The organism is Halomonas sp. THAF5a, assembly GCF_009363755.1.
In the GTDB taxonomy this organism is placed as follows: domain Bacteria; phylum Pseudomonadota; class Gammaproteobacteria; order Pseudomonadales; family Halomonadaceae; genus Halomonas.
The window spans coordinates 522632-546802 of the sequence record NZ_CP045417.1; the positions used below are offsets into that span (position 1 = coordinate 522632).

Here is a 24171-nt window from a genome sequence, read left to right on the forward strand (position 1 = left end):
GGCGCTTCTCGGGGCAGGGCGGCGTGGTCCGCCGCTCCGATCCGCGAGACGTGTCGGGCTCGGGGGTGTCCCGTGTCGCCTCGAGCGGGTCGTCGAGGGTTTAGGTGTCGAGGGTCAGGCGTCGAGGGGCTGGGAGGTGAGCGCCGTCTCGTCGGTGGGTGCGGCCAGCCCCTCGAGCAGGGCGTCGAGCTGGGTGATGCGCTTGAGCGCCTGGAAGCGGCGGCCGGCCTCGGCGTCGCCCTGGCGCATATGGTTCAGCCACTGCTTCAGCAGCGAGACGACCACGCGCTCGGGCAGTCCGCGACGCTGTGTGGCGGCAAACTCGGCGAGGATCGCCGCGCGCGCCTGCCAGGGGGTCGCCGGCAGGCGCTCGCCGGTGACCTGCCAGTGGCGAATGCGGGCGGCCAGCCGGGGGTCGGCCAGGGCGCCGCGGCCGAGCATCACGTCCCGGCAGCCGGAGAGGGTGCGTGCCTTCCAGTAGTCCTCCAGGGTCCAGATGTCGCCGTTGGCGACCACCGGGATGGCGAGGCGCTGGCGGATCCGGCCGATCCACTCCCAGTGGGCGGGCGGTCGGTAGCCCTCGTCGCGGGTGCGGCCGTGGACCACCAGCCGCCGGGCGCCGGCATCCTGGGTGGCCAGGGCGCAGGCCAGCGCCAGGCGTCGGTCGGAGAAGCCCAGGCGGATCTTGGCGGTCACCGGGATGGCGTCGCCCACGGCCTCATGCACCGCCGCCACGGCGGCATGCACGCGGCGCGGGTCGCGCAGCAGCGAGGCGCCGCCGTCATGGCGATTGACCAGCTTGGCCGGACAGCCGAAATTGAGGTCGATGCCGGTGGCGCCGAGGCGCAGCGCCTGGCGGGCATTGGCGGCCAGCGCCGAGGGGTCAGAGCCCAGCAGCTGCAGGGTCACCGGCACGCCGCTCGGGGTGGCGGGGGGGGTGTCGGCCTCGAGTTCCGGGCAGTGCTTGTAGAAGACGCGGGGCGGCAGGCGGGCGTCCACTACGCGCACGAACTCGGTCACCACCCAGTCGAAGCCGGGGGTGCGCGTCAGCAGGTCGCGGGTCACCGCATCGATGACCCCCTCCATCGGCGCTAGGCCGAGACCGCCTTCATGTAGTAAATTAACAACGCTGACTTCCACCATGCCGCCATTGCAATCTGTCGGGGATCTGGCAGGTTATACGAACACAAAAAATGCGCAAGTCGGGTTTTTTTGCGGTATATCCCCCTATTTTGCGCAATAGTCAGGAGAATTCGCATGCAGGATTCGCAGCTGATCAACGAGGGCCTCGCCCTGATGGGCCTCGGGATGGGGTTCGTCTTTGTTTTTCTTACCGTACTGGTGGGCGTCACCACGCTGATGTCCAAGACGATCGGCCGCTTCTTTCCCGAGCCGGTCGCTCCCGCCGCCCCAGCGCCCCGTGCCCCGGCCCCGCGCCAGGACGATGACCTCACCGCGGTCATCAGCGCGGCGGTGCACCGCTATCGCCGGCGCCACAAGCGCTGAGGCGATCGTCCCGCCTTCCCCCTGCCACCCATAACGACAAGGTCAACGCCATGAATGACAAGACACGCCCGCTCGGCATCACCGATGTCGTCTTGCGCGACGCCCACCAGTCGCTGTTCGCCACCCGCATGCGCCTGGACGACATGCTGCCGATCGCCGAGAAGCTCGATCGCGTCGGCTTCTGGTCGCTGGAGTCCTGGGGCGGCGCCACCTTCGACGCCTGTATCCGCTACCTCGGCGAGGATCCGTGGGAGCGGATACGGGCGTTGAAGGAGGCGATGCCCAACACCCCCCAGCAGATGCTGCTGCGAGGCCAGAACCTGCTGGGCTACCGCCACTACGGCGATGATCTCGTCGACAAGTTCGTCGAGCGCGCCAAGACCAACGGCGTCGACGTCTTCCGCGTCTTCGACGCCATGAACGACCCACGCAACCTCGAGCGGGCCATCCAGGCGGTGCGCGCCAACGACGGCCACGCCCAGGGCACGCTCTCCTACACGGTGAGCCCGGTGCACACCCTGGACGGCTGGGTCGAGCTCGGCAAGACCATCGCCGACATGGGCGCCGACTCCCTGGCGATCAAGGACATGGCCGGCCTGCTCAAGCCCTATGACGCCTATGAGCTGGTCAGCCGGCTGAAGAAGGTGGTGGACATCCCGATCCACATGCAGTGTCACGCCACCACCGGCCTCTCCACCGCCACGGCCCTCAAGGCCGCCGAGGCGGGCATCGACAACGTCGACACGGCGATCTCCTCCATGTCGATGACCTACGGCCACAGCCCCACCGAGTCGGTCGTCGCCATGCTCCAGGGCACCGAGCGCGACACCGGCCTGGACCTCGAGCTGCTCGAGGAGATCGCCGCCTACTTCCGCGAGGTGCGCAAGAAGTACGCCGCCTTCGAGGGCTCGCTCAAGGGCATCGACTCGCGCATCCTGGTCGCCCAGGTGCCGGGCGGCATGCTCACCAACATGGAAGGCCAGCTCAAGGAGCAGGGCGCCGCCGACAGGCTCGACGACGTGCTCGCCGAGATCCCGCGGGTCCGCGAGGACCTGGGCTTCATTCCGCTGGTTACCCCGACCTCGCAGATCGTCGGCACCCAGGCGGTGATGAACGTGATGATGGGCGAACGCTACAAGTCCATCTCCAAGGAGGTCCAGGCGGTCCTCAAGGGCGAGTACGGCGCCGCGCCGGCGCCCTTCAACGAGGAGCTGCAGGCGCGGGTGCTGGAGGGCGGCGAGCCGATCACCTGCCGTCCGGCCGATTGCCTCGAGCCCGAGATGGCGACCCTCACCGCCGAGCTCAAGGAAAAGGCCGAGGCAGGCGGCATCCGCCTCGCCGAGGGTGAGCGCGAGATCGACGATGTGCTGACCTACGCGCTCTACCCGCAGATCGGCCTGAAGTTCCTGCAGAACCGCGACAACCCCGACGCCTTCGAGCCGGCGCCCCAGGCCGCCGAGGCCCAGGCGGCCCAGCCGCCGGTCGCCGCCGCCCAGAAGGGCGTGGCCGAGGCGTCGGCATCGGCCGGCCCCGAGACCTACACCGTCACCGTCAACGGCAAGCAGTACGTGGTCGAGGTCGCCGAGGGCGGCGAGATCGGCCAGATCGCCGAGCAAGGTGCCGCCCAGCCGGCGGCGAGTGCCCCGGCCCCGGCGGCGCCCACCGGCGAGGCGATCACCGCGCCGCTCGCCGGCAACATCTTCAAGGTCAACGTGCGCGAGGGGGACAGCGTCGCCGAGGGCGACGTGGTGATCATCCTCGAGGCCATGAAGATGGAGACCGAGGTGCGCGCGGCGAGTGCCGGCACCGTGTCCGCCATCAAGGTCGGCGAGGGCGACAGCGTCGCCGTCGGCGACGTGCTGATCGAGCTCTGAGGACGGATTCATGTCGGAAAAGATCTTGACCCTCTGGTACGGCTCGGGACTCTACAACCTCTCCCTGGGCCAGGGCGTGATGGTGCTGGTGGGGCTGCTGCTGCTCTACCTCGCCATCCAGAAGAAGTTCGAGCCGCTGCTCCTGGTGCCGATCGGCTTCGGCGGCATCCTGGCCAACATTCCCCAGGCGGGGCTCGCCCTGTCGGCCGCCGAGCAGGCGGCCCACCTGGCGTCGCCGGCGCTGCTCGAGCAGATGGCCCAGACCCTCGATCTCAGCCTGGACCCGAGCGCCGGGATCGAGGCCTGGCGGCACAGCCTCGCCGAGGTGCTGCATGGCGATATCTCGCCGGCCCTGGTGCGTGCCGCCAACGACGTGGCCATGGACGGCGGCTTCGCCCACGGCATGCTCTACCAGTTCTACAGCGTGGCCATTGCCTCAGGCATCGCGCCGCTGGTGATCTTCATGGGCGTGGGGGCGATGACCGACTTCGGCCCGCTGCTGGCCAACCCGCGGACCCTGTTCCTGGGGGCGGCGGCACAGTTCGGCATCTTCGCTACCCTGCTCGGGGCGGTGGGCATGTCGGCCATGGGCTGGATGGACTTCTCGCTCAACCAGGCCGCCGCCATCGGCATCATCGGCGGCGCCGACGGCCCGACCTCGATCTACGTCTCGAGCATCCTGGCGCCGGAGCTGCTGGGCGCCATCGCCGTGGCCTCCTACTCCTACATGGCCCTGGTGCCGCTGATCCAGCCGCCGATCATGAAGGCGCTGACCAGCCAGCGGGAGCGCGAGATCACCATGACCCAGCTGCGCCCGGTCTCGAAGCTGGAGAAGATCGTCTTCCCGGTCAGCCTGCTGATCCTGGTGGTGCTCTTCCTGCCCGACGCGGCGCCGCTGCTGGGGATGTTCTGCTTCGGCAACCTGATGCGCGAGAGCGGCGTGGTGGAGCGTCTCTCCGACACCACCCAGAACGCCCTGATCAACATCGTGACCATCTTCCTGGGGCTCTCGGTGGGCTCCAAGCTGATCGCCGAGCGCTTCCTGGCGGTGGAGACGCTGGGCATCCTGGCGCTGGGCATGGTGGCCTTCGCCATCGGCACGGCCTGCGGCGTCCTGATGGCCAAGCTGATGAACACCGTCAGCAAGATGCCGATCAACCCGCTGATCGGCTCCGCCGGCGTCTCGGCGGTGCCCATGGCGGCACGGGTCTCCAACAAGGTAGGGCTCGAGTCCAACCCCCACAACTTCCTGCTGATGCACGCCATGGGGCCCAACGTGGCCGGGGTGATCGGCTCGGCGGTGGCCGCCGGGGTGATGATCAAGTACCTCGGTTGAGGCCGGCGGTCCCCTGTATCGAGAACGGCGCCTGCGGGCGCCGTTTTTTTATGGTTCTTCGCAGATCAGCGTGAAACAGGCAGGGCTTGAGGCGAGGGCTGGATAGAGAAACGGCGGTGAATCCGAGTAAGCTGATATTCGCCAAAACGTCAGCCTACGGACACCGCCGTTGCCATGGATGCTACCCCGCTCAGCCTGTTCTGGAAAGGGTTCACTGTCGCCCACCACGAGTTCCTGGATCCTCAGACGCTACGGCTCCAGTTGGAGCCCGATGACCTGACCCCGCCTGTCTGCAGCGGCTGTGACCACGCCTGTTGCCTGGTCCATGACGTGCATCGCCGGCGCGTCCGCGAGGCGCCGCTGCTGATCTACCGAGTGGAGCTGGATGTCCCGGTGCGGCGCCTGCGCTGCCCGACCTGTGGTCCGACACGAGAGCGCATCGACTGGCTACCCGGGCGCTCGCCGGTCACCACCACACTGCGCCAGTGGGTGGAGCGCCTGGTCACGTTGCTGCCGATCCGGCATGTCGCGGATCTGGTCGGCTTGCACTGGCATACCGTCAAGACCATCGACAAGCAGCGCCTGCAACGCGACCTGCCGGCACCGGATCCGACACGCTTGCGGCGGCTGATGATGGACGAGTTTGCCCTGCACAAGGGACACCGCTACGCCACCGTGGTCGCCTGCGCCGACACTCAGCAGGTGGTATGGATCGGCGAAGGCCGCTCCCGCGAGTCGATCCGCCCCTTCTTCGCGTGGCTGGGCGAGGCACGAGAGCTGATCGAGGCCGTGGCCATGGACATGAACTCGGCCTTCGATTGTGAGGTGAAGGACCAGTGCCCCAACGCCGAGGTGGTCTACGACCGCTTCCACGTGGTGGCCAAGTACGGGCGCGAAGTGATGGATCGGGTACGCGTCGATCAGGCTAACCAGCTGCGCGACGACAAGGCGGCCCGCAAGGTGATCAAGGGCAGTCGTTGGCTGCTGCTGCGCAACGCCGACAATCTCAAGCCCGAGCAGGCGGTGAAGCTGGAGGAGCTGCTGGCGGCCAATGCGTCACTGACCACGGCGTACCTGCTCAAGGATCAGCTCAAGACCCTGTGGTTTGCCGACGACGAAGCCACCGCCCGAAACGCCTGGCAGGAGTGGCATGCCATGGCGACCAGCAGTGGCATCGAGGCCTTGGAACGTTTCGCCAAGCGGTTGGTCCCGTACCTCGAAGGGATCCTGTCCAGCGCCCGGCACCGGCTGAACACCAGCGTGCTGGAGGGCATGAACAACCGGATCAAGGTCATCAAGCGGATGGCCTACGGGTATCGCGACACGGCGTACTTCTTCCTGAAGATCCGTGCCGCATTTCCCGGCAAAGTGCGATGAACCTTTTTTATGGGGGGTGCATGAGTCAGCGTGGTGGCGGGAGCAGGGCAGGGCGCTCAGTCGTCCGGCAGCAGGGCGAGGCGGCCGCGCAGGCGGGTCGAAAGCGCGCTCAGGTCGGCCGGGGCGTCGCTCGGCCAGCCCACGGTGAGCTCGACTCCCTCGGCGCCGTAGTCGGCCTGCTCGACCGGCACCTCGCGCTCGGTCAGCCAGGCGCGGGCCTCGGCCTCGCCGGCGAAGTCGACCCTGAGGCGCAGCGGCGCGCGCTCGACCACCGCGCGGCGGGGCAGGGTCTCCAGCGCCTGGGCGACGGCCCGGGCGTAGGCGCGGGCCAGCCCCCCGGTGCCGAGCTTGGTGCCGCCGAAGTAGCGGATCACCACGCAGCCCACCTGGCCGAGGGCCGCGCCGTCCAGCACCTGGAACATCGGGCGCCCGGCGGTGCCGCCGGGTTCGCCGTCGTCGGAGAAGCCGATGGCGGTCTGCTCGCCGGGCGGCCCGGCGATGAAGGCGCTGCAGTGGTGGCTGGCGTTGGGATGGAGCCGGCGGGCCTCGCCGAGCAGGGCCTCGAAGGCGGCCGCGTCCGGGGCGTGGCAGACCCAGGCGAGGAAGCGGCTCTTCTCCACCTCGAGCTCGCTCTCGTGCCGCTGGCCGTGCGAGAGGTCGGGCACCGCGTAGCGCATCAGGCGGCCAGTTCCGTCTGGCGCACCACGCCCATCACCAGGCCGATCACCTGGACGTCGTCGTTGCGCAGGTAGATCGGCGCCATGCGCTCGTTGGCCGGCTGCAGGCGCACCCCGGACTTCTCGATGTAGAACTTCTTCAGGGTGACCTCCTGGTCGTTGATCATCACCACGGCGGTCTCGCCGTTCTCGGCGCTCTCGCGGCGTTCGATGATGATCACATCCCCGTCGAAGATATTGCAATCGACCATGGAGTCGCCGCGCACCCGCAGGGCGTAGGTGTTGCGGCGGACCATGGTCGTCGGCACGCGGATGCTGCCGGCCTCGGGGCAGGCCTCGATGGGCAGGCCCGCCGAGACCTGGCCCAGCATCGGGATCTCGGTCAGGGCGTCGGCCTCGATGGGCTCCCAGGCCTCGGCCAGGGGCAGGTTGGGTCGGCGCTGCAGGTACTGCGGTGTGACGTTGGGCATTCGGTCTCTCCCCGGTCGTCTAAACCTGTCGATACATACAGTGTTTAACGAGCATAGCAGGCGCTCGGCAACTGACAAGGGAAAGCGCTTCACGCAACGCGCGATCCGGGGCCCCTGCGACCGGCTGACGCAACCCGCTCGACTGGTAGCCAGGGCCCTTTCCGTGTAGAGTTCCGGGCGCCATTATCCATGCCGGGAGAGTGCCTTGAGCCTGCGTCTGCAAGCCCGAAAGCTGGCCTGTGAGCGGGACGATCGCTGGCTGTTCAAAGACCTGGATCTGGATATCCATGCCGGCGAGATCGTCCGCGTGGAGGGCCCCAACGGCAGCGGCAAGACCACCCTGCTGAAGATCCTCTCCGGGCAGCTGGCCGACTTCGACGGTGAGCTCTACTGGAACGAGCACCCCATGCGCCGCGCGCGCCAGGACTTCCTGGCCAATCTGCTCTATCTGGGCCATGCCCCGGGCGTCAAGGCCGCCCTGACACCGCTGGAGAACCTCGCCTGGTACCAGGCTCTCGCCGGCGAGCCCGGCGACGAGGCCGCACGCTTCGCGGCGCTCGCGGCCGTGGGCCTTCGGGGGTTCGAGGACCTGCCGGCCGGGCAGCTCTCCGCCGGCCAGCAGCGCCGCGTGGCCCTGGCTCGCCTGGAGCTGATCCCGCGGCCGCTGTGGGTGCTCGACGAGCCCTTTACCGCCATCGACCGCGATGGCGTCGCGGTCCTCGAGGCGCGCCTGGTCGCCCATGCCCGCCGCGGCGGCTGCGTGCTGGTCACCACCCACCATGAGCTCGCCGACTCGCCCGCCCTGCGGCGCGTCCGGCTCGGTCAGGGGGGGCAACATGCCGAAGGCTGACCCTCACCTGGCCGAGGAGCGGGACGCCGTGTCGCGATGCCGGGAACCCGAGGGCGGCGCCGGGGTCGCAATCCGGGCGACGCTGAAACGCGACCTGCTGCTGCTGCTGCGCCGGCGCAGCGAGGTGCTGAACCCGCTGGTGTTCTTCGCCCTGGTGATCACCCTGTTCCCGATCGGCATCTCGCCGGATCCGGAACTGCTGGCGACCATCGCCCCGGGCCTCCTGTGGGTGGCGGCGCTGCTGGCGGCCCTGCTCTCCCTGGACAGCCTGTTTCGCAGCGATTACGACGACGGCTCCCTGGAGCAGCTGCTGCTCTCGCCCCAGCCGCTGCCGGCGCTGGCGCTGGCCAAGGTGGCGGTGCACTGGCTGCTGACCGGCCTGCCGCTGGCGCTGATGGCACCGGTGCTGGGCATCATGCTGGCGCTGCCGGCGGGCAGCTATGCGGTGCTGGCGCTGTCGCTGGCGCTGGGCAGCGCCAGCCTGAGCCTGATCGGCGCCATCGGCGCGGCGCTGACCGTGGGGCTCTCCCGGGGCGGCGTGCTGCTCTCGCTGCTGGTGCTGCCGCTCTACATCCCGGTGCTGATCTTCGGCGCCGGTGCCGTGCAGGCGGCCATCTTCGGCGCGGGGGTCGCGGCGCACCTGGCGATTCTCGGCGCGCTCCTGGCCGTGGCGCTGATCCTGGCCCCCTGGGCGATCGCGGCGTCACTGCGCATCAGTATCAACGGTTGAGGACGACAATCGGCATGTGGGCCTTCATACACAAGCTCGGATCCCCCAAGTGGTTCTATGGCATCAGCGCGCGGCTCTCACCCTGGTTCTGGGCGGCGGCGGCGCTGTTGATCGTCGTCGGCAGCGTCTGGGGGCTGGCCTTCGCGCCGGCCGACTACCAGCAGGGCAACAGCTTCCGCATCATCTACGTGCACGTGCCGGCGGCCTTCCTGGCCCAGTCGATCTTCGCCAGCATGGCGGTGGCGGGCGTCGTCTTCATGGTCTGGAAGATCAAGGTCGCCGACATGGCGGCGGCGATGATGGCCCCGCTGGGCGCGGCCATGACCTTCGTGGCGCTGTTCTCCGGCGCGGTGTGGGGCGTGCCCACCTGGGGCACCTGGTGGATGTGGGACGCGCGCCTCACCTCGATGCTGATCCTGCTGTTCCTGTACCTCGGCGTGATCGCCCTGCGCGGCGCCTTCTCGAGCCGCGACAGCGCCTCCCGGGCCGCCTCGGTGCTGGCCATGGTGGGCGTGATCAACATCCCCATCATCAAGTACTCGGTGGACTGGTGGTACACCCTGCACCAGCCCGCCACCTTCAGCGTCACCTCCCGTCCGGCCATGCCGATGGAGATGTGGGCGCCGCTTCTGATCATGGTGCTGGGGTTCTACAGCTTCTTCATCGCGGTGACCCTGATGCGCACCCGCAGCGAGATCCTGCGTCGCGAATCGAACAAGCGCTGGGTGCGCGAGCTCGCCGAGGAGGTGTCCTGATGGCCTTCGAGTCCCTCTCGGCCTTCCTGGCCATGGGCGGCCATGGCGTCTACGTCTGGGCCTCCTGGGGCCTGACCGGTGCGCTGCTGCTCGGCGTGGTGATCCACGCCCGCGCCGAACGCCGGGCGCTGCTGCGCGACCTGCGCCGCCGGGCCCGCCGAGAGCAGCGCCGCGACGCCTCGACACCGGATCCACATCAAGAGGGCCCCGCCCGTGAGAGCTAAACGCAAGCAGAAACTGTTCGTGATCCTGGGGCTGGTCTCGCTGGCCGCCATCGCCGTGGGCCTGACCCTCTACGCCCTGCGCAGCAACATCAACCTCTTCTTCAGCCCGGTGCAGATCAGCGCCGGGGACGCCCCGCTGGAGCGCCAGATCCGCGCCGGCGGCATGGTGCGCGAGGGCACGGTGGAGCGCGACCCGGACAGCCTCGAGGTGGTGTTCACCGTGACCGACTACGTCGAGGACGTCGAGGTGCGCTACAGCGGCATCCTGCCCGACCTGTTCCGCGAGGGGCAGGGCGTGGTGGTCGTCGGCGAGCTTCAGGAGGGCGGCTGGCTGCTCGCCGACCAGGTGCTGGCCCGCCACGACGAGAACTACATGCCCCCCGAGGTGGCCCAGGCGCTGGAGGAGGCCGGCTATTCGCCGGAGGACTACCAGGCCAAGGCGGCCGAGGTGGGCAAACGGCTCGAGGCGCAGCAAGACGGCGCCGGCCAGAACTGATCCGGAGTGTCCATGCAGACCCTGATGATCCCCGAAATCGGCCACTTCGCCCTGATCATTGCCCTGCTGATGGCGCTGGTCCAGGGCGTGATGCCGCTGGCCGGCGCGGCGACCCGCCGCCCGCTGTGGATGGCCTACGCACGGCCCATGGCGACCGGCCAGTTCCTGTTCCTGGCCATCGCCTACGCCTGCCTGACCGCCAGCTACCTGCTGGACGACTTCAGCGTGGCCAACGTGGCCAACAACTCCAATTCGATGCTGCCCTGGTACTACAAGGCCAGCGCCGTCTGGGGCAACCACGAGGGTTCGGTGCTGCTGTGGAGCCTGATCCTCGGCGGCTGGACCTTCGCGGTGAGCCGCTTCTCCCGCGAGCTGCCCCGGGACATGCTGGCCCGGGTGCTGGGCGTGATGGGGCTGGTCAGCGTCGGCTTTCTGGCCTTCGTGCTGATCACCTCCAATCCCTTCGAGCGGCTGCTGCCCGACGTCCCCCAGGACGGCGCCGACCTCAATCCGCTGCTCCAGGACTTCGGCCTGATCGTCCATCCGCCGATGCTCTACATGGGCTACGTGGGCTTCTCGGTGGTCTTCGCCTTCGCCATCGCGGCGCTGCTGGGCGGCCGCCTGGACGCCGCCTGGACCCGCTGGGCGCGGCCCTGGACCAACGTCGCCTGGGCCTTCCTCACCGTCGGCATCGCCCTCGGCAGCTGGTGGGCCTACTACGAGCTCGGCTGGGGTGGCTGGTGGTTCTGGGACCCGGTCGAGAACGCCTCGCTGCTGCCCTGGCTCGCCGGCACCGCGCTGATCCACTCCCTGGCGGTGACCGAGAAGCGCGGCGCCTTCAAGAGCTGGACGGTGCTGCTGGCGATCTCCACCTTCTCGCTGTCGCTGCTGGGCACCTTCCTGGTGCGCTCCGGGGTGCTCACCTCGGTGCATGCCTTCGCCAACGATCCCTCCCGGGGGCTCTTCATCCTGGTGCTGCTGGGCATCACCGTGGGCCTGTCGCTGCTGCTGTTCGCGCTGCGCGCGCCGCGGGTCAGCCACCAGGTCGGCTTCAGCTGGCTGTCGCGTGACGCCCTGCTGCTGATCAACAACATCCTGCTGGTGATCATGACCGTCACGGTGCTGCTGGGCACGGTCTACCCGCTGCTCCTCGACGCCATGAACCTCGGCAAGATCAGCGTGGGCCCGCCCTACTTCAATGCGCTCTTCGTGCCGCTGACGGTGGTGCTGTGCCTGTTCATGGGGCTCGGGCCGCTGGCGCGCTGGAAACGCACCGACGGGCGCGACCTCCTCAAGCGCAGCTGGCTCGCCGGCCTGGTCGCCCTGATCATCGGCGCCCTGGCGCCGCTGCTCTATCGCGGCGAGTGGAACCTCCAGGTCAGCCTCGGCGTGCTGGTCGCGCTCTGGGTCGTGCTGCCCATGGTCCGCGATCTCTGGGCCAAGACGCGTCACTCCGCGGGCCGGCTGGCGGGCGCCCGGCGGCTGTCGCTCGCCTACTGGGGCATGATCCTCGGCCACCTGGGCGTGGCGGTGACCATCATCGGCGTCACCGTGGTCTCCCACTACGCCATCGACCGCAACGTGCGCATGGGCGTGGGCGACAGCGTGGAGCTCGCCGGCTACACCTTCACCATGACCGAGCTTGGCAGCCGCCGCGGCCCCAACTTCCTGGCCGACTTCGCCGAGATCGAGGTGAGCCGCGGCGAGAGCCAGCGCGCCTTCACCATGACCCCCGAGAAGCGCCTCTACCTCGCCCGGGGCATGCCGATGACCGACGTCGCCCTGCGCCCGGGGCTGTTCCGTGACCTCTATGTCGCCATGGGCGAGGACCTCGAGGACGGCAGCTGGGCGATGCGCCTGCAGTACAAGCCCTTCGTGCGCTGGCTGTGGCTGGGCGGCTTGCTGATGGCGGCGGGCGGCATCCTGGCGGTGGCCGATCGCCGCTACCGGCGCACCGCGACCGCCCGCGACCCCGAGCAGGGCGCCGTGGCGGGCACCCGGGAGGCCACGGCATGAAGCGTCGCCTGTTGCTGCTGCTGCCGCTGATCGGCTTCCTGGTGCTGGGGGGCTTCCTCTACCAGGGGCTGTCGATGAACCCCTTCGAGCGCGACTCGGCGCTGATGGCCCGGGAGTTCCCGGCCTTCGAGCTCTCGACCCTGGAGGATCCCGAACGCCTCGTCGACGCCTCGCTGCTCGAGGGCGAGGTCACCCTGGTCAATGTCTGGGGCGAGTGGTGCCCGACCTGCAAGCAGGAGATGCCCCAGCTCCTGGACCTCGCCGATCGCGGCGTGCGCCTGGTCGGCGTCGACTACAAGGACACCCGGGAGAAGGGTCGCGAGTTCCTGGCCGAGTTCGGCAACCCCTTCGAGGTCAACGTCTTCGACCCCGAGGGGACCCTGGGCTTCGACCTCGGCGTCTATGGCGCCCCGGAGACCTTCCTGGTCGATCGTGAGGGCATCATCCGCTATCACCACACCGGCTACATCAAGCCGGACGACGTGCGCGAGACGATCCTGCCGGAGGTGGAAAAATGGCGCGACTGATGCGCGGCCTGCTGGCCGCCCTGCTCCTCCTGCCGCTGCTCGCCCAGGCCGCGGGCATCGAGGTGCGCGAGTTCGACGACCCGGTCACCGAGCAGCGCTACCGGGACCTGACCGCCAGCCTGCGCTGCCCCAAGTGCGAGAACCAGGCGATCGGCGACTCCGACTCGCCGATCGCCGGCGACATGCGCGACCGGGTCTACGCCCAGCTCCAGGACGGGCGCTCCGACAAGGAGATCCTCGACTTCATGGTGCGCCGCTTCGGCGACTACGTGCTCTACAACCCCCGCCTCGAGGGCCGCACCCTGCTGCTGTGGGGGCTGCCCGCCGCGCTGGTGCTGCTCGGTGCCGTGGTGGTGGTGCTGATGGTGCGCGCGCGGCGCCGCAGCTCGGCCCGCGCCCTGAGCGCCGAGGAGCGTGAGCGCCTGGATGCCCTGATCAATCGCGAGAGAGACGAATGACCCTGCTATGGATCGCCCTGGCCGTGCTGCTGCTGCCGGCCCTGTGGTTGCTGGTGGCCCCGTTGCGTCGTGCCGCGGCCGTGCACGCGGCCCAGCGTGACAGCGAGGCCAACGACCGCACCACCGAACAGAACCTCGCCATCTACCGTCGCCGCCTGGCCTCGCTCGAGGCCGCCCACGCCCGCGGCGAGATCGACGCCGAGCGCCTCGAGGAGGATCGCCTGGAGCTCGAGCGCAGCCTGCTCGAGGACACCGAGCACCTCGAGCGCGCCCCGCTCAGGTCCCCCGCCGCAGGGCGGCTGGTGGTGCCGGTGGTGATGATCGCCGTGGTGCTGGCCAGCGTCGCCTGGTACCACCAGGAGGGCGCCGAGGGGGACCTCGCCCTCCACGCCGTGCAGCGCCAGGTGATGAGCGACCCCGAGGGCTCGCTGCCGATGCTGATCGAGGGCCTCGAGGAACAGGCCGAGCGTCAGCCGGACAACCCCAACGTCTGGCGCTCGCTCTTCCCGCTCTATCGCGACAGCGGCCGCATCGAGGCGGCCACCCGCGCCCTGGAACGACTGATCGACCTGGAGGGGCGAAAGCCCTGGCTGCTCGCCGAGCTCGCCCAGATCCGCTACTTCGCCGCCGGCCGCGAGCTGACCGATGAGGTCCAGGCGCTGGTCGACGAGGTGCTGGCCGACGAGCCCGCCCAGCCCACGGTGCTCGGCCTGCTCGGCGTCGAGGCCTTCGAGAGTGGTGACTATGAGACCGCCATCGACCGCTGGCGCCGCGCCATCGCCGGCATGAGCAACCCCGACTCCGCCGAGGCCCTGCGCGAGGGCATCCGCGTCGCCCAGCAGCGCCTGGGCGTCGCTACCGACCCGGTCGAGCCCGACCCGACCCGGCCGGCCGTCGCCGAGGGGCCGGGCATCGCCGTGCGGGTACGCCTGGCCGACGAGCTCGCCGGCCGGCTCGGCGACGACGCCAGCGTCTTCGTGGTCGCCCGCGACCCCGCCGGCGAGCTGCCGCCGCTGGCCGTGGCGCGCACGACCCTGGGCGAGCTGCCGCTGACCACGGTGCTCGACGACGCCGATGCCATGGCGCCGATGGCCAGGCTCTCCCAGGTGGAGACGGCGCGCCTGACGGTGCGCGTCTCCCGAAGCGGCGAGGCCACCCCCCAGCCGGGCGACCTGGTGGGCACCCGCGGCGGGGTCGCGGTGGGCCGCATCGACGGCGACGCCGTCGAGGTAGTGATCGACCGGGTCGTCGAGTAAGCCCATGCGTTTGACCTCGATTCGCCTGGCGGGCTTCAAGTCCTTCGTCGATCCGGTCACCGTGCCCTTCGACGGCAACATGACCGCCATCGTCGGCCCCAACGGCTGCGGCAAGTCCAACATCATCGACGCCGTGCGCTGGGTCATGGGCGAGTCCTCGGCCAAGACCCTGCGCGGCGAGTCGATGACCGACGTCATCTTCAACGGCTCCACCGGCCGCAAGCCGGTGGGCATGGCCTCCATCGAGCTGATCTTCGACAACCGCGACGGCGCCATGGGCGGCATCTACGGCCAGTACGCCGAGATCGCGGTCAAGCGCCAGGTCACCCGGGACGCCCAGTCCACCTACTTCTTCAACGGCCAGAAGTGCCGGCGCCGCGATATCGCCGACCTCTTCCTGGGCACCGGGCTGGGGCCGCGCTCCTACGCCATCATCGGCCAGGGAATGATCTCGCGGCTGATCGAGGCGCGTCCCGAGGAGCTGCGCGCGACCCTCGAGGAGGCCGCCGGCATCTCCAAGTACAAGGAGCGGCGGCGCGAGACCGAGAACCGCATGCGTCGCACCCAGGAGAACCTGGAGCGCCTGGAGGACATCCGCGAGGAGCTCGACAAGCAGCTCGAGCGCTTGAAGCGCCAGGCCGAGGCGGCGCGCCGTTACCAGAACCTCAAGCAGGAGGAGCACCGCCTCAAGGGCGAGCTCGCGCTGCTGCGCGGTCGCGCCCTGCGCGCCAGCCAGACCGAGGAGGAGAACCGCGTCCGCGAGCTCGAGACCGCGGTGGAGCGCGAGGTCCTCGGCATGCGCCAGGCCGAGACGCGCCTCGAGGAAGCCCGTGCCGAGCACGACCGCCTGGCCGAGGAGCTGGATGGCCGCCAGTCGAGCTTCTACGAGACCACCACCGCCATCGCGCGCCTCGAGCAGGACCTGGAGCACACCCGCTCCCGGGACCAGCAGCTGGCCCGGGACCTCGAGGCCGCGCGCCGCGAGCTCGCCGAGCTCGCCCGCCTGGGCGACGACGACGGCGAGCGCCTGGCGCGCCTCGAGGAGCGCCTGGAGACCCTGGGGCCCGAGCAGGAGGAGGTCGCCGAGCAGCTCGCCGAGCTGGAGGCCGCCCTGGAGGAGGCCGACCCCCTCGCCGAGGAGGCCGAGGCCGCCTGGGAGAGCTTCGGCGAGCGCTGGCAGGAGCAGAGCCGCGAGGCCGAGCGCGCCCAGGACCGCCTGCGCGACCTGGAGGGCGGCCTCGAACGCCTCGCCGCCGACGAGCGCCGCCGCCGCCAGCAGCACGAGGAGCTTCCCGATATCGCCGGCCTCGGCGAACAGCGTCGCGAGCTGGCCGAGCGCCACGCCGAGCTCGAGGCCCGGCTGGCCGAGCTCGAGGCCAGCCGCGAGGCGCTGCAGGCCGAACGCGACGCCGCCCGGGGCGAGGCGCGCGAGGCCGAGGAGGCCCGCGAGACCGACCGCCAGCGGCGCAGCACCCTGCAGGGCGAGCTGGCCTCGCTGGAGGCCCTGATCGAGGCCGCCCTGGCCGATCATGACGAGGCCCTCGACGCCCATCTGGACGCCCACGGCCTGGGCGGGCGGCCGCGCCTCGGCGAGGCGCTCGAGGTCGACCCCGGCTGGGAGGCGGCGGTCTCCTGGGTGCTCTCGCCCTGGCTGAGCGCGCGCCTGGCGACGCGGGACGCCTCCCGGGAGGCCATGGCCACGCCGCCCCAGGCCGAGCTCGGCCTGCTCGAGGCCGAGGAGCTGCCGGCCCCGGCGGCGAGCCTCGCCGCCCGGGTGCGCGGCGCCGGCGCCGCCGGCCAGTGGCTGGCCGGCATCCGCTGCGTCGAGAGCCGCGAGGCGGCCTGGGCCGCCCGCGAGGAACTCGCCGCCGGCGAGAGCCTGATCACGCCCGACGGCCTCTGGCTGGGCACGGGCTGGGTGCGCCATCGCGGCGCCGGTGCCGGCCCCGATGCCCTGCTGGTCAGCCGCCGCCGCGAGGCGGAGGTGCGCGAGAGCCTCGGTGAGGTGGTGGCGCGCCTCGACGAACAGGAGCAGCGCCTCGAGGCGGCCGTGGCCCGGGTCGAGCAGGCCGAGGCGTCCCTGGAACGCACGCGCCAGGAGGAGCGCGAACTCGAACAGCAGCGCCAGCAGCTGGCCGTGCAGGAGAGCGGGCTCGCCAGCCGCCTGGAGCACCTGGAAGGGCGCGCCGCCGAGCTCGCCGAGGAGCTCGCGGGGCTGGCCGAATCCCGCGAGGAGGCGATGCTGGCCATCGAGGAGGCTCGCGAGCAGTGGCAGGCGGCCATGGCGCGACTGGAGGAGGGCGCCGAGACCCGCGAGCGCCTCGAGCGGCAGCGCCGCGAGGCCCGGGAGCGGCTGACCGCGCTGCGCGCCCGCCAGCGTCCGCTGGCCGACCGGGCCCAGCGCCTGGCCCTCGAGCAGGAGCGGTTGGCCACCGAGCGCTCCGGCCTGGCCGAGCAGCAGGGCCGGGCCGGTGAGGCCCGCGAGCGCCTCGAGCTGCGCTGCGCCGAGCTGGAGGAGGCCCGCGAGGGGCTCCACGAGCCCGATGAGGAGCGCCGCGAGCGCCTCGACGAGCTGCTGACTCGCCGCGAGCGCGAGGAGCGGGTGCTCAACGAGACCCGCGCCCGGGCCGCCGAGCTGGTCGAGCGGCTGCGCGAGGACGAGCAGGCGCGCCAGGGGCACGAGCGCAACCTCGAGGGGATTCGCGAGCGCTTGCAGGAGTCGCGCATGCAGGTCCAGGCGCTGGCGCTCAAGGCCGAGACCCAGGACGAGCAGCTCGCCGAGCTGAACCACGATGCCGCGACCCTGGCCGAGCACCTCGACCCCAACGCCACCGAATCCGCCTGGCAGACCCGGCTGGAGGAGGTCGGCGAGCGCATCCGGCGCCTGGGGGCCATCAACCTGGCGGCCATCGAGGAGTACGACCAGCAGGCCGAGCGTCGCGACTACCTGGAGGCCCAGCACGCCGAGCTCAGCGAGGCGCTGGAGACCCTGGATCGGGCGATCCGCCGGATCGACCAGGAAACCCGGACGCGATTCCGCGACACCTTCGAGCGAGTCAACAACGGACTGCAGGGCCTTTTCCCGCGAGTCTTCGGCGGGGGAACCGCATGGCTGACCCTGACCGGCGAGGATTTGCTGGAGACGGGCGTGGCCATCATGGCGCGTCCGCCCGGCAAGAAGAACAGCACCATTCACCTGCTCTCCGGGGGGGAAAAGGCCCTCACCGCGCTCTCGATGGTCTTCGCCATCTTCCAGCTCAATCCGGCGCCCTTCTGCATGCTCGACGAGGTCGATGCGCCGCTGGATGATGCGAACGTCGGACGCTACGCCAAGCTGGTGAAGGAGATGTCTGATACCGTTCAGTTCATCTACATCACCCACAACAAGATTGCCATGGAGGCATCGGAGCGACTGATGGGGGTGACCATGCAGGAACCTGGGGTCTCCCGCCTGGTATCGGTCGGCGTCGAGGAGGCCGCGGCCCTGGCCGAGGCCTGACGGGCTTGAACGTCAACGGCAAACGGGTTAACAAGGATGATAAAGACGACGGTAGTGCATGGACGCAGGGGGAACCTGAAGGGCGATTGCGATGGGTCAGGTCGGGTGAAGGCAATGACAATGCCGCGCTTGACAAATAAAAGAATTGGCCCTTTTTTTGGCAATCGCGCTATGCTGTTGACGGACAACCATCAGGCATGGCGCCTTAGCGAAAGGCATGACGACCCATGGAATTGAGAGAGTGGCTGATCATACTCGGGCTGGCGTTGGTGACCCTCATCGTCATCGATGGCGTGCGTCGCCTGCAGCGTCAACGTCGCGTCCCACGCCTGGACCAGGTCGAGGGCGGTGCGGCTGACGCGCCCGTGGCGGATCCCGACGCCGAGGCCCGACAGGCCGAGATCAACTGGGAGCTGCCCAACGGAGGGGCGCGGGTCGTCAGACCGGCCGACGAGGGCGGCGTGCGTCCCAAGCCGAAGCTGCAGCGCCAGGAGCACCCCGGCCCGTCTCGGGTGCTGTCGGAGTTCCGGCGCCACGCCGAGACCGCCAGGCCGGCCGAGGCGGCCATCCGGCAGGAGGCCGCATCGCCGGCGACCGCCCATGAGGTGCCCCGCCCGGCTGCCCCGCAGGCCGAGCCGGACGAGCGCCATGACGAGGTCGTGAAGCGTGAGGCGCCTCGCGCTGCCGCTGCGGCGTCTGCCACGGCGACCGCACAGGAGGATGGCGATCGCTCCGCTCGCGAGGCCGCCGAGGCACGCCGTGAGCCGGCGCTTACTCACCCGGACCCGACCGAGGCCCGGGAGGGTGAGGAGGAGAAGGCGGCCGAGGAGATCGGCGTCCTGGCTGCCGACCCCGAGGATCACGACGCCTACGCCGACGAGGAACGCTACCGACTGGTCGATTTCGAGGGCATGGGCGACTCCCTGAAGAGCGGCTCGAAGCGCGTCGGCTCGTCCATGCAGCGCTTCGGGGCATCGCTGCAGAAGTCGCTGCACGACCGTCGCGAGCACAGGCGCGACGAGAAGCAGCGTCGCGAGCAGGCCCGCGCCGAGAAGGCCGCCCGGGAGGCGGCCGAACGCAAGAAGGCCGAGCACGAGGCTGCCATTCGCGAGAGCGAGCGGCGTCGCCTCGAGGCCGAGTCGGTCGCCCATGGCGACGAGGATGATCCGCTCTTCACCCCGTCGCGGCGCCATGAGGCCGCCGAGGCACACGACCCGGCGGCGGACAGGCCGGCGGAGGCGCCCGTCGAGGACGCCGTCGACGAGCGCCCGCCGCGCGACGACGTGGTGCGCGCCCACCCGGTGCTCGAGAAGGCGCTGCGCCATGACGTCAACGCCGAGCACGCCCGCGAGACCCTGAGTCACGCCGAGGAGATCCTGGTGATCAGCGTGATGTCCCGGGACGAGGAGGGCTTCTCGGGTACCGCGCTGCTCGACCTGATGCTGGCCTGCGGGCTGCGCTACGGGCGCGACATGGGAATCTTCCATCGCTTCGAGACCGAGGACCCGGACAGCCGCCTGCAGTTCTCGATGGTCAACGTGGTCAAGCCGGGCACCTTCCCCATCGAGGCCATGGACGACTTCCGCACCCAGGGCATCACCCTGCTGATGCCGCTGCCGGGGGCCAGCGACACCGCGGCGGCCTTCGAGGCCATGGTCGAGACCGCCATGGTCATCGTTCGCCACCTGGGGGGCGTGCTGAAGGACGAGCACCAGAGCGTGATGACCGCCCAGACCGTGGAGTTCGCCCGCCAGCGGGTGCAGGAGTTCGAGCGCCGCAACCGCCTCAACCGCTACCAGGCCAACTAGTCGCCGGCACCCCGGCGGCGATCGAGACGCCCCCCGACGGCATCCCGTCGGGGGGCGTTGCTTTGGTAAGCTAGCGCCCACCGGCTTCGCGGATCGAAGCCCTCGCCATCGATCGAGACCCAGATTGCCCCATGAGCCAGACCGATCCATCGATTCAGGAAGAGGCGACGCGCCTGCGCGCCGAGCTCGACGACGCCAACTACCGCTACTACGTGCTCGACGAGCCGCGCATGACCGACGCCGACTACGACCGCCGGCTGCGCCGCCTGCAGGAGATCGAGGCCGCGCATCCCGACCTGGCGACCGCCGACTCCCCCACCCAGCGGGTCGGGGCCGCGCCGGCGGCGGGCTTCCCCGAGGTGGCCCACGCCGTGCCGATGCTCTCCCTGGACAACGCCTTCAACGAGGAGGAGATCAAGGCCTTCGTGCGCCGCGTCGCCGACCGCCTCGAGTCCCATGGCGAGCCGCTGGCCTTCTGCTGCGAGCCCAAGCTCGACGGCGCCGCCGTCTCGCTGGTCTATGAACACGGTGAGCTGATCGCCGGGGTCACCCGGGGGGACGGCCGCACCGGCGAGGGGATCACTTCCAACCTGCGCACCCTGCGTTCCATCCCGCTCAAGCTGCGCGGCGACGACCCGCCCGCGCTGCTCGAGGTGCGCGGCGAGGTGATCATCAGCCACGCGGGCTTCGAGGCGCTGAACGACCGGGCGCGGGAGGAGGAGACCAAGGTGTTCGCCAATCCGCGCAACGCCGCCGCCGGCAGCCTGCGCCAGCTCGATCCCCGGATCACCGCCACCCGGCCGCTGGAGTTCAGCGCCTACCAGGTGGCGCGTCTCGAGCCGGAGCCGGGCGACGCCAGCCACAGTGAGCTGATGGCGCGGCTCGGCGACCTGGGCTTTCGCACCAGCCAGGAGCTCGCCGTCGTGGAGGGCGCCGAGGGCATCATCGACTACTGCCGCGCCCTCGGCGAGAAGCGCGACCGCCTCGGCTACGACATCGACGGCGTGGTGATCAAGGTCGACGACCTGCGCCTGCAGCGCGAGCTGGGCTTCGTCGCCCGCGCCCCGCGCTGGGCGGTCGCCTTCAAGTTTCCCGCCCAGGAGGAGACCACCCGGCTCAACGATGTGGAGTTCCAGGTCGGGCGCACCGGGGCGATCACCCCGGTGGCGCGGCTCGAGCCGGTCTCGGTGGCCGGGGTCACCGTCTCCAACGCGACCCTGCACAACGCCGACGAGATCGCCCGGCTCGACGTGAGGATCGGCGATACCGTGGCGATCCGCCGGGCCGGCGACGTCATCCCCCAGGTGGTGCGGGTTCTCACCGAACGCCGCCCTGTCGACGCCGAGACGATTGTCTTCCCCGACCACTGCCCGGCCTGCGGCTCCGAGATCGAGCACCTCGAGGGCGAGGTGGTGGCGCGCTGCTCCGGCGGGCTCTACTGCCCCGCCCAACGCAAGGAGGCCCTCAAGCACTTCGCCTCGCGCCGCGCGCTGGATATCGATGGCCTGGGCGAGAAGCTGATCGAGGCGCTGGTGGAGCGCGAGTGGGTGAGCACCCCGGCGGATCTGTTCCGGCTCGAGGCCGAACGCCTCGCCACGCTTCCGCGGATGGGCAAGAAGTCCTCCGAGAACCTGGTGGCGGCCCTCGACAAGGCCCGGCAGACGACGCTTGGCCGCTTCATCTTCGCCCTGGGCATCCGCGAGGTGGGCGAGGCCACCGCCGCCCACCTGGCCCGCCACTTCGGCAGCCTGGAGGCGCTGATGGGGGCCGACGTGCCCGCCCTGGAGGCGGTGGATGACGTGGGACCCATCGTCGCGGCCCACGTTCACACCTTCTTCCAGCAGCCGCACAACCGCGAGACCATCGAGGACCTGCTGGCCTGCGGTCTGACCTGGGAGGAGGAGCGTGTCGGCGAGCGCCCCCAGCCCCTGGCCGGCCAGAGCTGGGTGCTCACCGGGACGCTCGAGAGCATGACCCGGGACCAGGGCAAGGCGCGCCTCCAGGCGCTGGGGGCCAAGGTGGCCGGCAGCGTCTCGAGGAAGACCGCCTGCGTGGTGGCCGGCGACGCCGCCGGCAGCAAGCGAGAGAAGGCCGAGCAGATGGGGGTGCCGGTCATCGACGAAGAGACATTTCTGCAACGCCTGGAGCGCTGGGAACAGGGAGAGTCCGATTCATGAACGGTGATCGCTTTATCGAGGTGCCCTACCGCATGCTGCCGCCGGAGACCCTGGATGGCCTGCTGGAGGCCTTCGTCACCCGCCAGGGCTACGACACCACCGACACCGGCGAGGGCATGCGCGGCTGGGTCGGCCAGCTCAAGGGCCAGCTCGAGCGCGGCGAGTTGCTGATCGCCCACGACCTCGAGACCGAGTCCACCGAGGTGATGACCCTGGTCCAGTGGCGCGCCTTAGGCCGCGACCTGGCCGATGACGAGGAGGAAGGCTGATGCCGCCGAGGCGCGGCGAGCGCGTCAGCCCGGCATGAAAAACGGCGCCCCGAGGGGCGCCGTTTCGGTGGGCCGAGGCGCGGTCGCCGGGGCTGGCGCCGCCCGCTGCCTCACAGGTGGTGGCGGGCGCTCTCGTCGCCGACGACCGACGGGGCGAAGGCCGGGCGGCTGAAGATGCGCCGCACCATGGGCGCGAAGTGCTCGAGCGACCGGGTCGGGTAGTCCGGGTCGAAGGACGCCTGATCCCAGCGCTCGCAGAAGTCGACGCAGCGCTGGTACCAGGGATGGCCCTCGTAGCGGTCCCGCTCCAGCGGGTCGCCGCCGAAGTGGTGGATGTAGTAGTAGTTCTGGAACAGCCCGTGGTGCTCGATGATCCAGGTCACCTCGGCCCGCACATAGGGGCGGATGATCGAGGCGGCGTACTGGGAGTGGTTGTGGGGCGCCAGGTCGTCGCCGAGGTCGTGGATCAGCGCCGCCACGATCATCTCCTCGTCCTCGCCGTCGTCCTCGGCGCGGGTGGCGGACTGCAGCACGTGCTCGAGCCGCGAGACCCGGTAGCCGGAGAGGGTGTTCTCCAGCGCCTTGAGGGCCTCGAGGATGCGTTCGGGCAGCGCCTCGACGAAGCGTTCCTCGAGCTCGCCGAGCAGCTCGTAGTCGGCCTTGGTGCCGTCCTTCATCTGGGTGAACGATACGGTAGTCATGCGGCGGTCACGCTCTCGTTGGTCGCGGTGGCTTGTTGGGCGCGCTCCTGCTTGACGATTGCCCGGTAGTGGCCGGTGGGGCCGTCACGGTCGATGTAGCAGCCCTGCAGGTGGCGGAAGCCCTCGTTCTGGTCGTAGGAGGTGCGGCCGTGCAGCACCCGGTTGTTGTCGAACATCATCAGCTCGCCGTCGCCCAGCGGGAACTGGATCTCGTAGTCCGGGTGGGAGAACAGCTCGCCGAGGCGGCGGCGGGCGCGGTGAAAGGCCTTGGTGCTGTGCTCGTCCATCAGCGGCAGGTAGTCCAGGCGCGGACTGTAGTGCACGCCGTCCATCTTGCCCATGGCATCGAGGTGGATCATCGGCCGGCGCTCGATCAGCTCGACCCCGTCGTCGATGAAGCGGAAGCGCACCGGCACGGTGGCCAGCAGGTGATAGCCCTCCGGGTCCTCGGCGCGCAGCTGCTCGGCGACGGCCAGGCTGTCGACCAGCGTCGACAGGCCACCGGTGGTCTCGTTGGTCAGGCAGTGCAGCAGCTGGATACCGGGGACCGGGTCGCGATAGGGATTGTCGGTGTGCGGCGCCAGCGGCACGCTGCGATAGGCCAGGTCGTTGGACTCGGGGCGCGAGCAGACCTCGAAGTACTTGCCGAAGTTGGTCGAGCGCACGTGGCCGAAGGTCTCGCCGACCTCGACCAGGCGCGCGCCGTCGGTGGGCACGTTCCTGAGGATGATCACCCCGTGGCGCAGGTAGGTCTCGAGGGCCTCGCGGAAGGCGTCGTGATCCGAGAGCGCCTGCCAGTCGCGGGTGATGGAGGCGAAGTCGATGTCGCTGGTCCAGGGCCGCGGGGTGGGCAGGCCGTCCTCGTGATCGAAGTCGTCGGCGAAGTGGCGCAGGTCATAGCGCCCGCTGTGGCCGTCGCTGAAGGTCAGCCGCGCCCAGTGGCCGCCGAGAGGCTCGGCCGCCACCAGGGTCAGCTCCGGGTCGAGCCGGTGCGGGTTGAACAGCCGCTGCTGGGTGGGGCCGTCGAGGCTCTCCGGTTCCTGGCAGCGCTCGCGAAGCCACAGGGCCGGCAGCTCGGTGCGGGTGCCGGAGGCATCGGTGGCGAAGACCTTGGCGGGGGATTCTTGGACGTGAAACATGGGGTCTGACATCATCTTGGCCCTGA

The 24171-nt window shown here is 70.1% G+C and carries 22 protein-coding genes; 17 read left to right on the forward strand and 5 right to left on the reverse strand.

Annotated features, from left to right (window positions below; translation table 11 throughout):
• Positions 1 to 114: 114 nt before the first annotated feature.
• On the reverse strand, positions 115 to 1086 hold the full coding sequence (locus FIU83_RS02335; RefSeq protein WP_152482579.1) for a tRNA-dihydrouridine synthase: 972 nt from the start codon (positions 1084 to 1086) through the stop codon (positions 115 to 117).
• A 171-nt stretch (positions 1087 to 1257) separates the two neighbouring features.
• Between FIU83_RS02335 and FIU83_RS02340 the strand changes: the two genes are divergently transcribed.
• The 4 genes from FIU83_RS02340 (at position 1258) to FIU83_RS02355 (ending at position 6093) form a co-directional block, all read left to right on the forward strand.
• Complete coding sequence (locus FIU83_RS02340) at positions 1258 to 1506, forward strand: OadG family protein (RefSeq protein ID WP_152482580.1); 249 nt, start codon at positions 1258 to 1260, stop codon at positions 1504 to 1506.
• Between the two features lie 50 nt (positions 1507 to 1556).
• Positions 1557 to 3380, forward strand: a complete 1824-nt coding sequence (gene oadA, locus FIU83_RS02345) for a sodium-extruding oxaloacetate decarboxylase subunit alpha (RefSeq protein ID WP_152482581.1) — start codon at positions 1557 to 1559, stop codon at positions 3378 to 3380.
• Between the two features lie 10 nt (positions 3381 to 3390).
• Positions 3391 to 4716, forward strand: coding sequence for a sodium ion-translocating decarboxylase subunit beta (locus FIU83_RS02350; protein WP_152482582.1), 1326 nt, complete (start codon positions 3391 to 3393; stop codon positions 4714 to 4716).
• Positions 4717 to 4890: 174 nt separating this feature from the next.
• A complete protein-coding gene (locus FIU83_RS02355) occupies positions 4891 to 6093 on the forward strand; it encodes an ISL3 family transposase (protein ID WP_152482218.1) in 1203 nt (400 codons plus the stop codon).
• 56 nt (positions 6094 to 6149) lie between these two features.
• Here the strand turns inward: FIU83_RS02355 and FIU83_RS02360 are convergent, their stop codons facing one another.
• Together FIU83_RS02360 and lexA are read right to left on the reverse strand one after the other, a co-directional pair.
• Positions 6150 to 6770 carry a YigZ family protein gene (locus FIU83_RS02360; protein WP_152482583.1) on the reverse strand — a complete coding sequence of 207 codons (621 nt, stop codon included), beginning with the start codon at positions 6768 to 6770 and terminating at the stop codon, positions 6150 to 6152.
• Positions 6770 to 7240 (reverse strand): transcriptional repressor LexA, encoded by a 471-nt coding sequence (gene lexA, locus FIU83_RS02365; protein WP_152482584.1) that lies wholly within the window; start codon positions 7238 to 7240, stop codon positions 6770 to 6772. The genes FIU83_RS02360 and lexA overlap by 1 nt, the downstream gene beginning before the upstream one ends.
• Before the next feature lie 205 nt (positions 7241 to 7445).
• Between lexA and ccmA the strand changes: the two genes are divergently transcribed.
• The 13 genes from ccmA (at position 7446) to FIU83_RS02430 (ending at position 22305) form a co-directional block, all read left to right on the forward strand.
• Positions 7446 to 8090 (forward strand): cytochrome c biogenesis heme-transporting ATPase CcmA, encoded by a 645-nt coding sequence (ccmA, locus tag FIU83_RS02370; protein ID WP_152482585.1) that lies wholly within the window; start codon positions 7446 to 7448, stop codon positions 8088 to 8090.
• Positions 8077 to 8820 (forward strand): heme exporter protein CcmB, encoded by a 744-nt coding sequence (gene ccmB, locus FIU83_RS02375; protein WP_152482586.1) that lies wholly within the window; start codon positions 8077 to 8079, stop codon positions 8818 to 8820. Before ccmA ends, ccmB begins: the two co-directional genes overlap by 14 nt.
• A 14-nt stretch (positions 8821 to 8834) precedes the next feature.
• Positions 8835 to 9575, forward strand: coding sequence for a heme ABC transporter permease (locus FIU83_RS02380; protein ID WP_152482587.1), 741 nt, complete (start codon positions 8835 to 8837; stop codon positions 9573 to 9575).
• On the forward strand, positions 9575 to 9799 hold the full coding sequence (ccmD, locus tag FIU83_RS02385; protein ID WP_152482588.1) for a heme exporter protein CcmD: 225 nt from the start codon (positions 9575 to 9577) through the stop codon (positions 9797 to 9799). Before FIU83_RS02380 ends, ccmD begins: the two co-directional genes overlap by 1 nt.
• Entirely contained in the window at positions 9789 to 10295 is a 507-nt protein-coding gene (ccmE, locus tag FIU83_RS02390; RefSeq protein ID WP_152482589.1) for a cytochrome c maturation protein CcmE, read from the forward strand. Before ccmD ends, ccmE begins: the two co-directional genes overlap by 11 nt.
• Before the next feature lie 12 nt (positions 10296 to 10307).
• Positions 10308 to 12311: a heme lyase CcmF/NrfE family subunit gene (locus FIU83_RS02395; protein WP_152482590.1), complete on the forward strand. Its 2004-nt coding sequence runs from the start codon at positions 10308 to 10310 to the stop codon at positions 12309 to 12311.
• Positions 12308 to 12838 (forward strand): DsbE family thiol:disulfide interchange protein, encoded by a 531-nt coding sequence (locus FIU83_RS02400; RefSeq protein WP_152482591.1) that lies wholly within the window; start codon positions 12308 to 12310, stop codon positions 12836 to 12838. Before FIU83_RS02395 ends, FIU83_RS02400 begins: the two co-directional genes overlap by 4 nt.
• Positions 12826 to 13296, forward strand: coding sequence for a cytochrome c-type biogenesis protein (locus tag FIU83_RS02405; protein ID WP_152482592.1), 471 nt, complete (start codon positions 12826 to 12828; stop codon positions 13294 to 13296). Before FIU83_RS02400 ends, FIU83_RS02405 begins: the two co-directional genes overlap by 13 nt.
• A complete protein-coding gene (gene ccmI, locus FIU83_RS02410) occupies positions 13293 to 14552 on the forward strand; it encodes a c-type cytochrome biogenesis protein CcmI (protein WP_152482593.1) in 1260 nt (419 codons plus the stop codon). The genes FIU83_RS02405 and ccmI overlap by 4 nt, the downstream gene beginning before the upstream one ends.
• Before the next feature lie 4 nt (positions 14553 to 14556).
• Complete coding sequence (gene smc / locus FIU83_RS02415; RefSeq protein WP_152482594.1) at positions 14557 to 18051, forward strand: chromosome segregation protein SMC; 3495 nt, start codon at positions 14557 to 14559, stop codon at positions 18049 to 18051.
• Positions 18052 to 18278: 227 nt separating this feature from the next.
• Positions 18279 to 19859 (forward strand): cell division protein ZipA, encoded by a 1581-nt coding sequence (zipA, locus tag FIU83_RS02420; RefSeq protein WP_152482595.1) that lies wholly within the window; start codon positions 18279 to 18281, stop codon positions 19857 to 19859.
• A 131-nt stretch (positions 19860 to 19990) separates the two neighbouring features.
• Complete coding sequence (ligA, locus tag FIU83_RS02425; protein ID WP_152482596.1) at positions 19991 to 22036, forward strand: NAD-dependent DNA ligase LigA; 2046 nt, start codon at positions 19991 to 19993, stop codon at positions 22034 to 22036.
• Positions 22033 to 22305 (forward strand): YheU family protein, encoded by a 273-nt coding sequence (locus tag FIU83_RS02430; RefSeq protein ID WP_152482597.1) that lies wholly within the window; start codon positions 22033 to 22035, stop codon positions 22303 to 22305. The genes ligA and FIU83_RS02430 overlap by 4 nt, the downstream gene beginning before the upstream one ends.
• A gap of 110 nt (positions 22306 to 22415) precedes the next feature.
• Here the strand turns inward: FIU83_RS02430 and FIU83_RS02435 are convergent, their stop codons facing one another.
• Positions 22416 to 23006, reverse strand: a complete 591-nt coding sequence (locus FIU83_RS02435) for an HD domain-containing protein (protein ID WP_152482598.1) — start codon at positions 23004 to 23006, stop codon at positions 22416 to 22418.
• Positions 23003 to 24145 carry a TauD/TfdA family dioxygenase gene (locus FIU83_RS02440; protein ID WP_152482599.1) on the reverse strand — a complete coding sequence of 381 codons (1143 nt, stop codon included), beginning with the start codon at positions 24143 to 24145 and terminating at the stop codon, positions 23003 to 23005. Before FIU83_RS02440 ends, FIU83_RS02435 begins: the two co-directional genes overlap by 4 nt.
• Positions 24146 to 24171: the final 26 nt, after the last annotated feature.

Bases quoted from the DNA above. Each gene is read 5' to 3' on its own strand.
- FIU83_RS02335 (WP_152482579.1), bottom strand. From the start codon at position 1,086: ATGGAGGGGGTCATCGATGCGGTGACCCGCGACCTGCTGACGCGCACC.
- FIU83_RS02340 (WP_152482580.1), top strand. From the start codon at position 1,258: ATGCAGGATTCGCAGCTGATCAACGAGGGCCTCGCCCTGATGGGCCTC.
- oadA (WP_152482581.1), top strand. From the start codon at position 1,557: ATGAATGACAAGACACGCCCGCTCGGCATCACCGATGTCGTCTTGCGC.
- FIU83_RS02350 (WP_152482582.1), top strand. From the start codon at position 3,391: ATGTCGGAAAAGATCTTGACCCTCTGGTACGGCTCGGGACTCTACAAC.
- FIU83_RS02355 (WP_152482218.1), top strand. From the start codon at position 4,891: ATGGATGCTACCCCGCTCAGCCTGTTCTGGAAAGGGTTCACTGTCGCC.
- FIU83_RS02360 (WP_152482583.1), bottom strand. From the start codon at position 6,770: ATGCGCTACGCGGTGCCCGACCTCTCGCACGGCCAGCGGCACGAGAGC.
- lexA (WP_152482584.1), bottom strand. From the start codon at position 7,240: ATGCCCAACGTCACACCGCAGTACCTGCAGCGCCGACCCAACCTGCCC.
- ccmB (WP_152482586.1), top strand. From the start codon at position 8,077: ATGCCGAAGGCTGACCCTCACCTGGCCGAGGAGCGGGACGCCGTGTCG.
- FIU83_RS02380 (WP_152482587.1), top strand. From the start codon at position 8,835: ATGTGGGCCTTCATACACAAGCTCGGATCCCCCAAGTGGTTCTATGGC.
- ccmD (WP_152482588.1), top strand. From the start codon at position 9,575: ATGGCCTTCGAGTCCCTCTCGGCCTTCCTGGCCATGGGCGGCCATGGC.
- FIU83_RS02395 (WP_152482590.1), top strand. From the start codon at position 10,308: ATGCAGACCCTGATGATCCCCGAAATCGGCCACTTCGCCCTGATCATT.
- FIU83_RS02400 (WP_152482591.1), top strand. From the start codon at position 12,308: ATGAAGCGTCGCCTGTTGCTGCTGCTGCCGCTGATCGGCTTCCTGGTG.
- FIU83_RS02405 (WP_152482592.1), top strand. From the start codon at position 12,826: ATGGCGCGACTGATGCGCGGCCTGCTGGCCGCCCTGCTCCTCCTGCCG.
- ccmI (WP_152482593.1), top strand. From the start codon at position 13,293: ATGACCCTGCTATGGATCGCCCTGGCCGTGCTGCTGCTGCCGGCCCTG.
- smc (WP_152482594.1), top strand. From the start codon at position 14,557: ATGCGTTTGACCTCGATTCGCCTGGCGGGCTTCAAGTCCTTCGTCGAT.
- zipA (WP_152482595.1), top strand. From the start codon at position 18,279: ATGGAATTGAGAGAGTGGCTGATCATACTCGGGCTGGCGTTGGTGACC.
- ligA (WP_152482596.1), top strand. From the start codon at position 19,991: ATGAGCCAGACCGATCCATCGATTCAGGAAGAGGCGACGCGCCTGCGC.
- FIU83_RS02430 (WP_152482597.1), top strand. From the start codon at position 22,033: ATGAACGGTGATCGCTTTATCGAGGTGCCCTACCGCATGCTGCCGCCG.
- FIU83_RS02435 (WP_152482598.1), bottom strand. From the start codon at position 23,006: ATGACTACCGTATCGTTCACCCAGATGAAGGACGGCACCAAGGCCGAC.
- FIU83_RS02440 (WP_152482599.1), bottom strand. From the start codon at position 24,145: ATGTTTCACGTCCAAGAATCCCCCGCCAAGGTCTTCGCCACCGATGCC.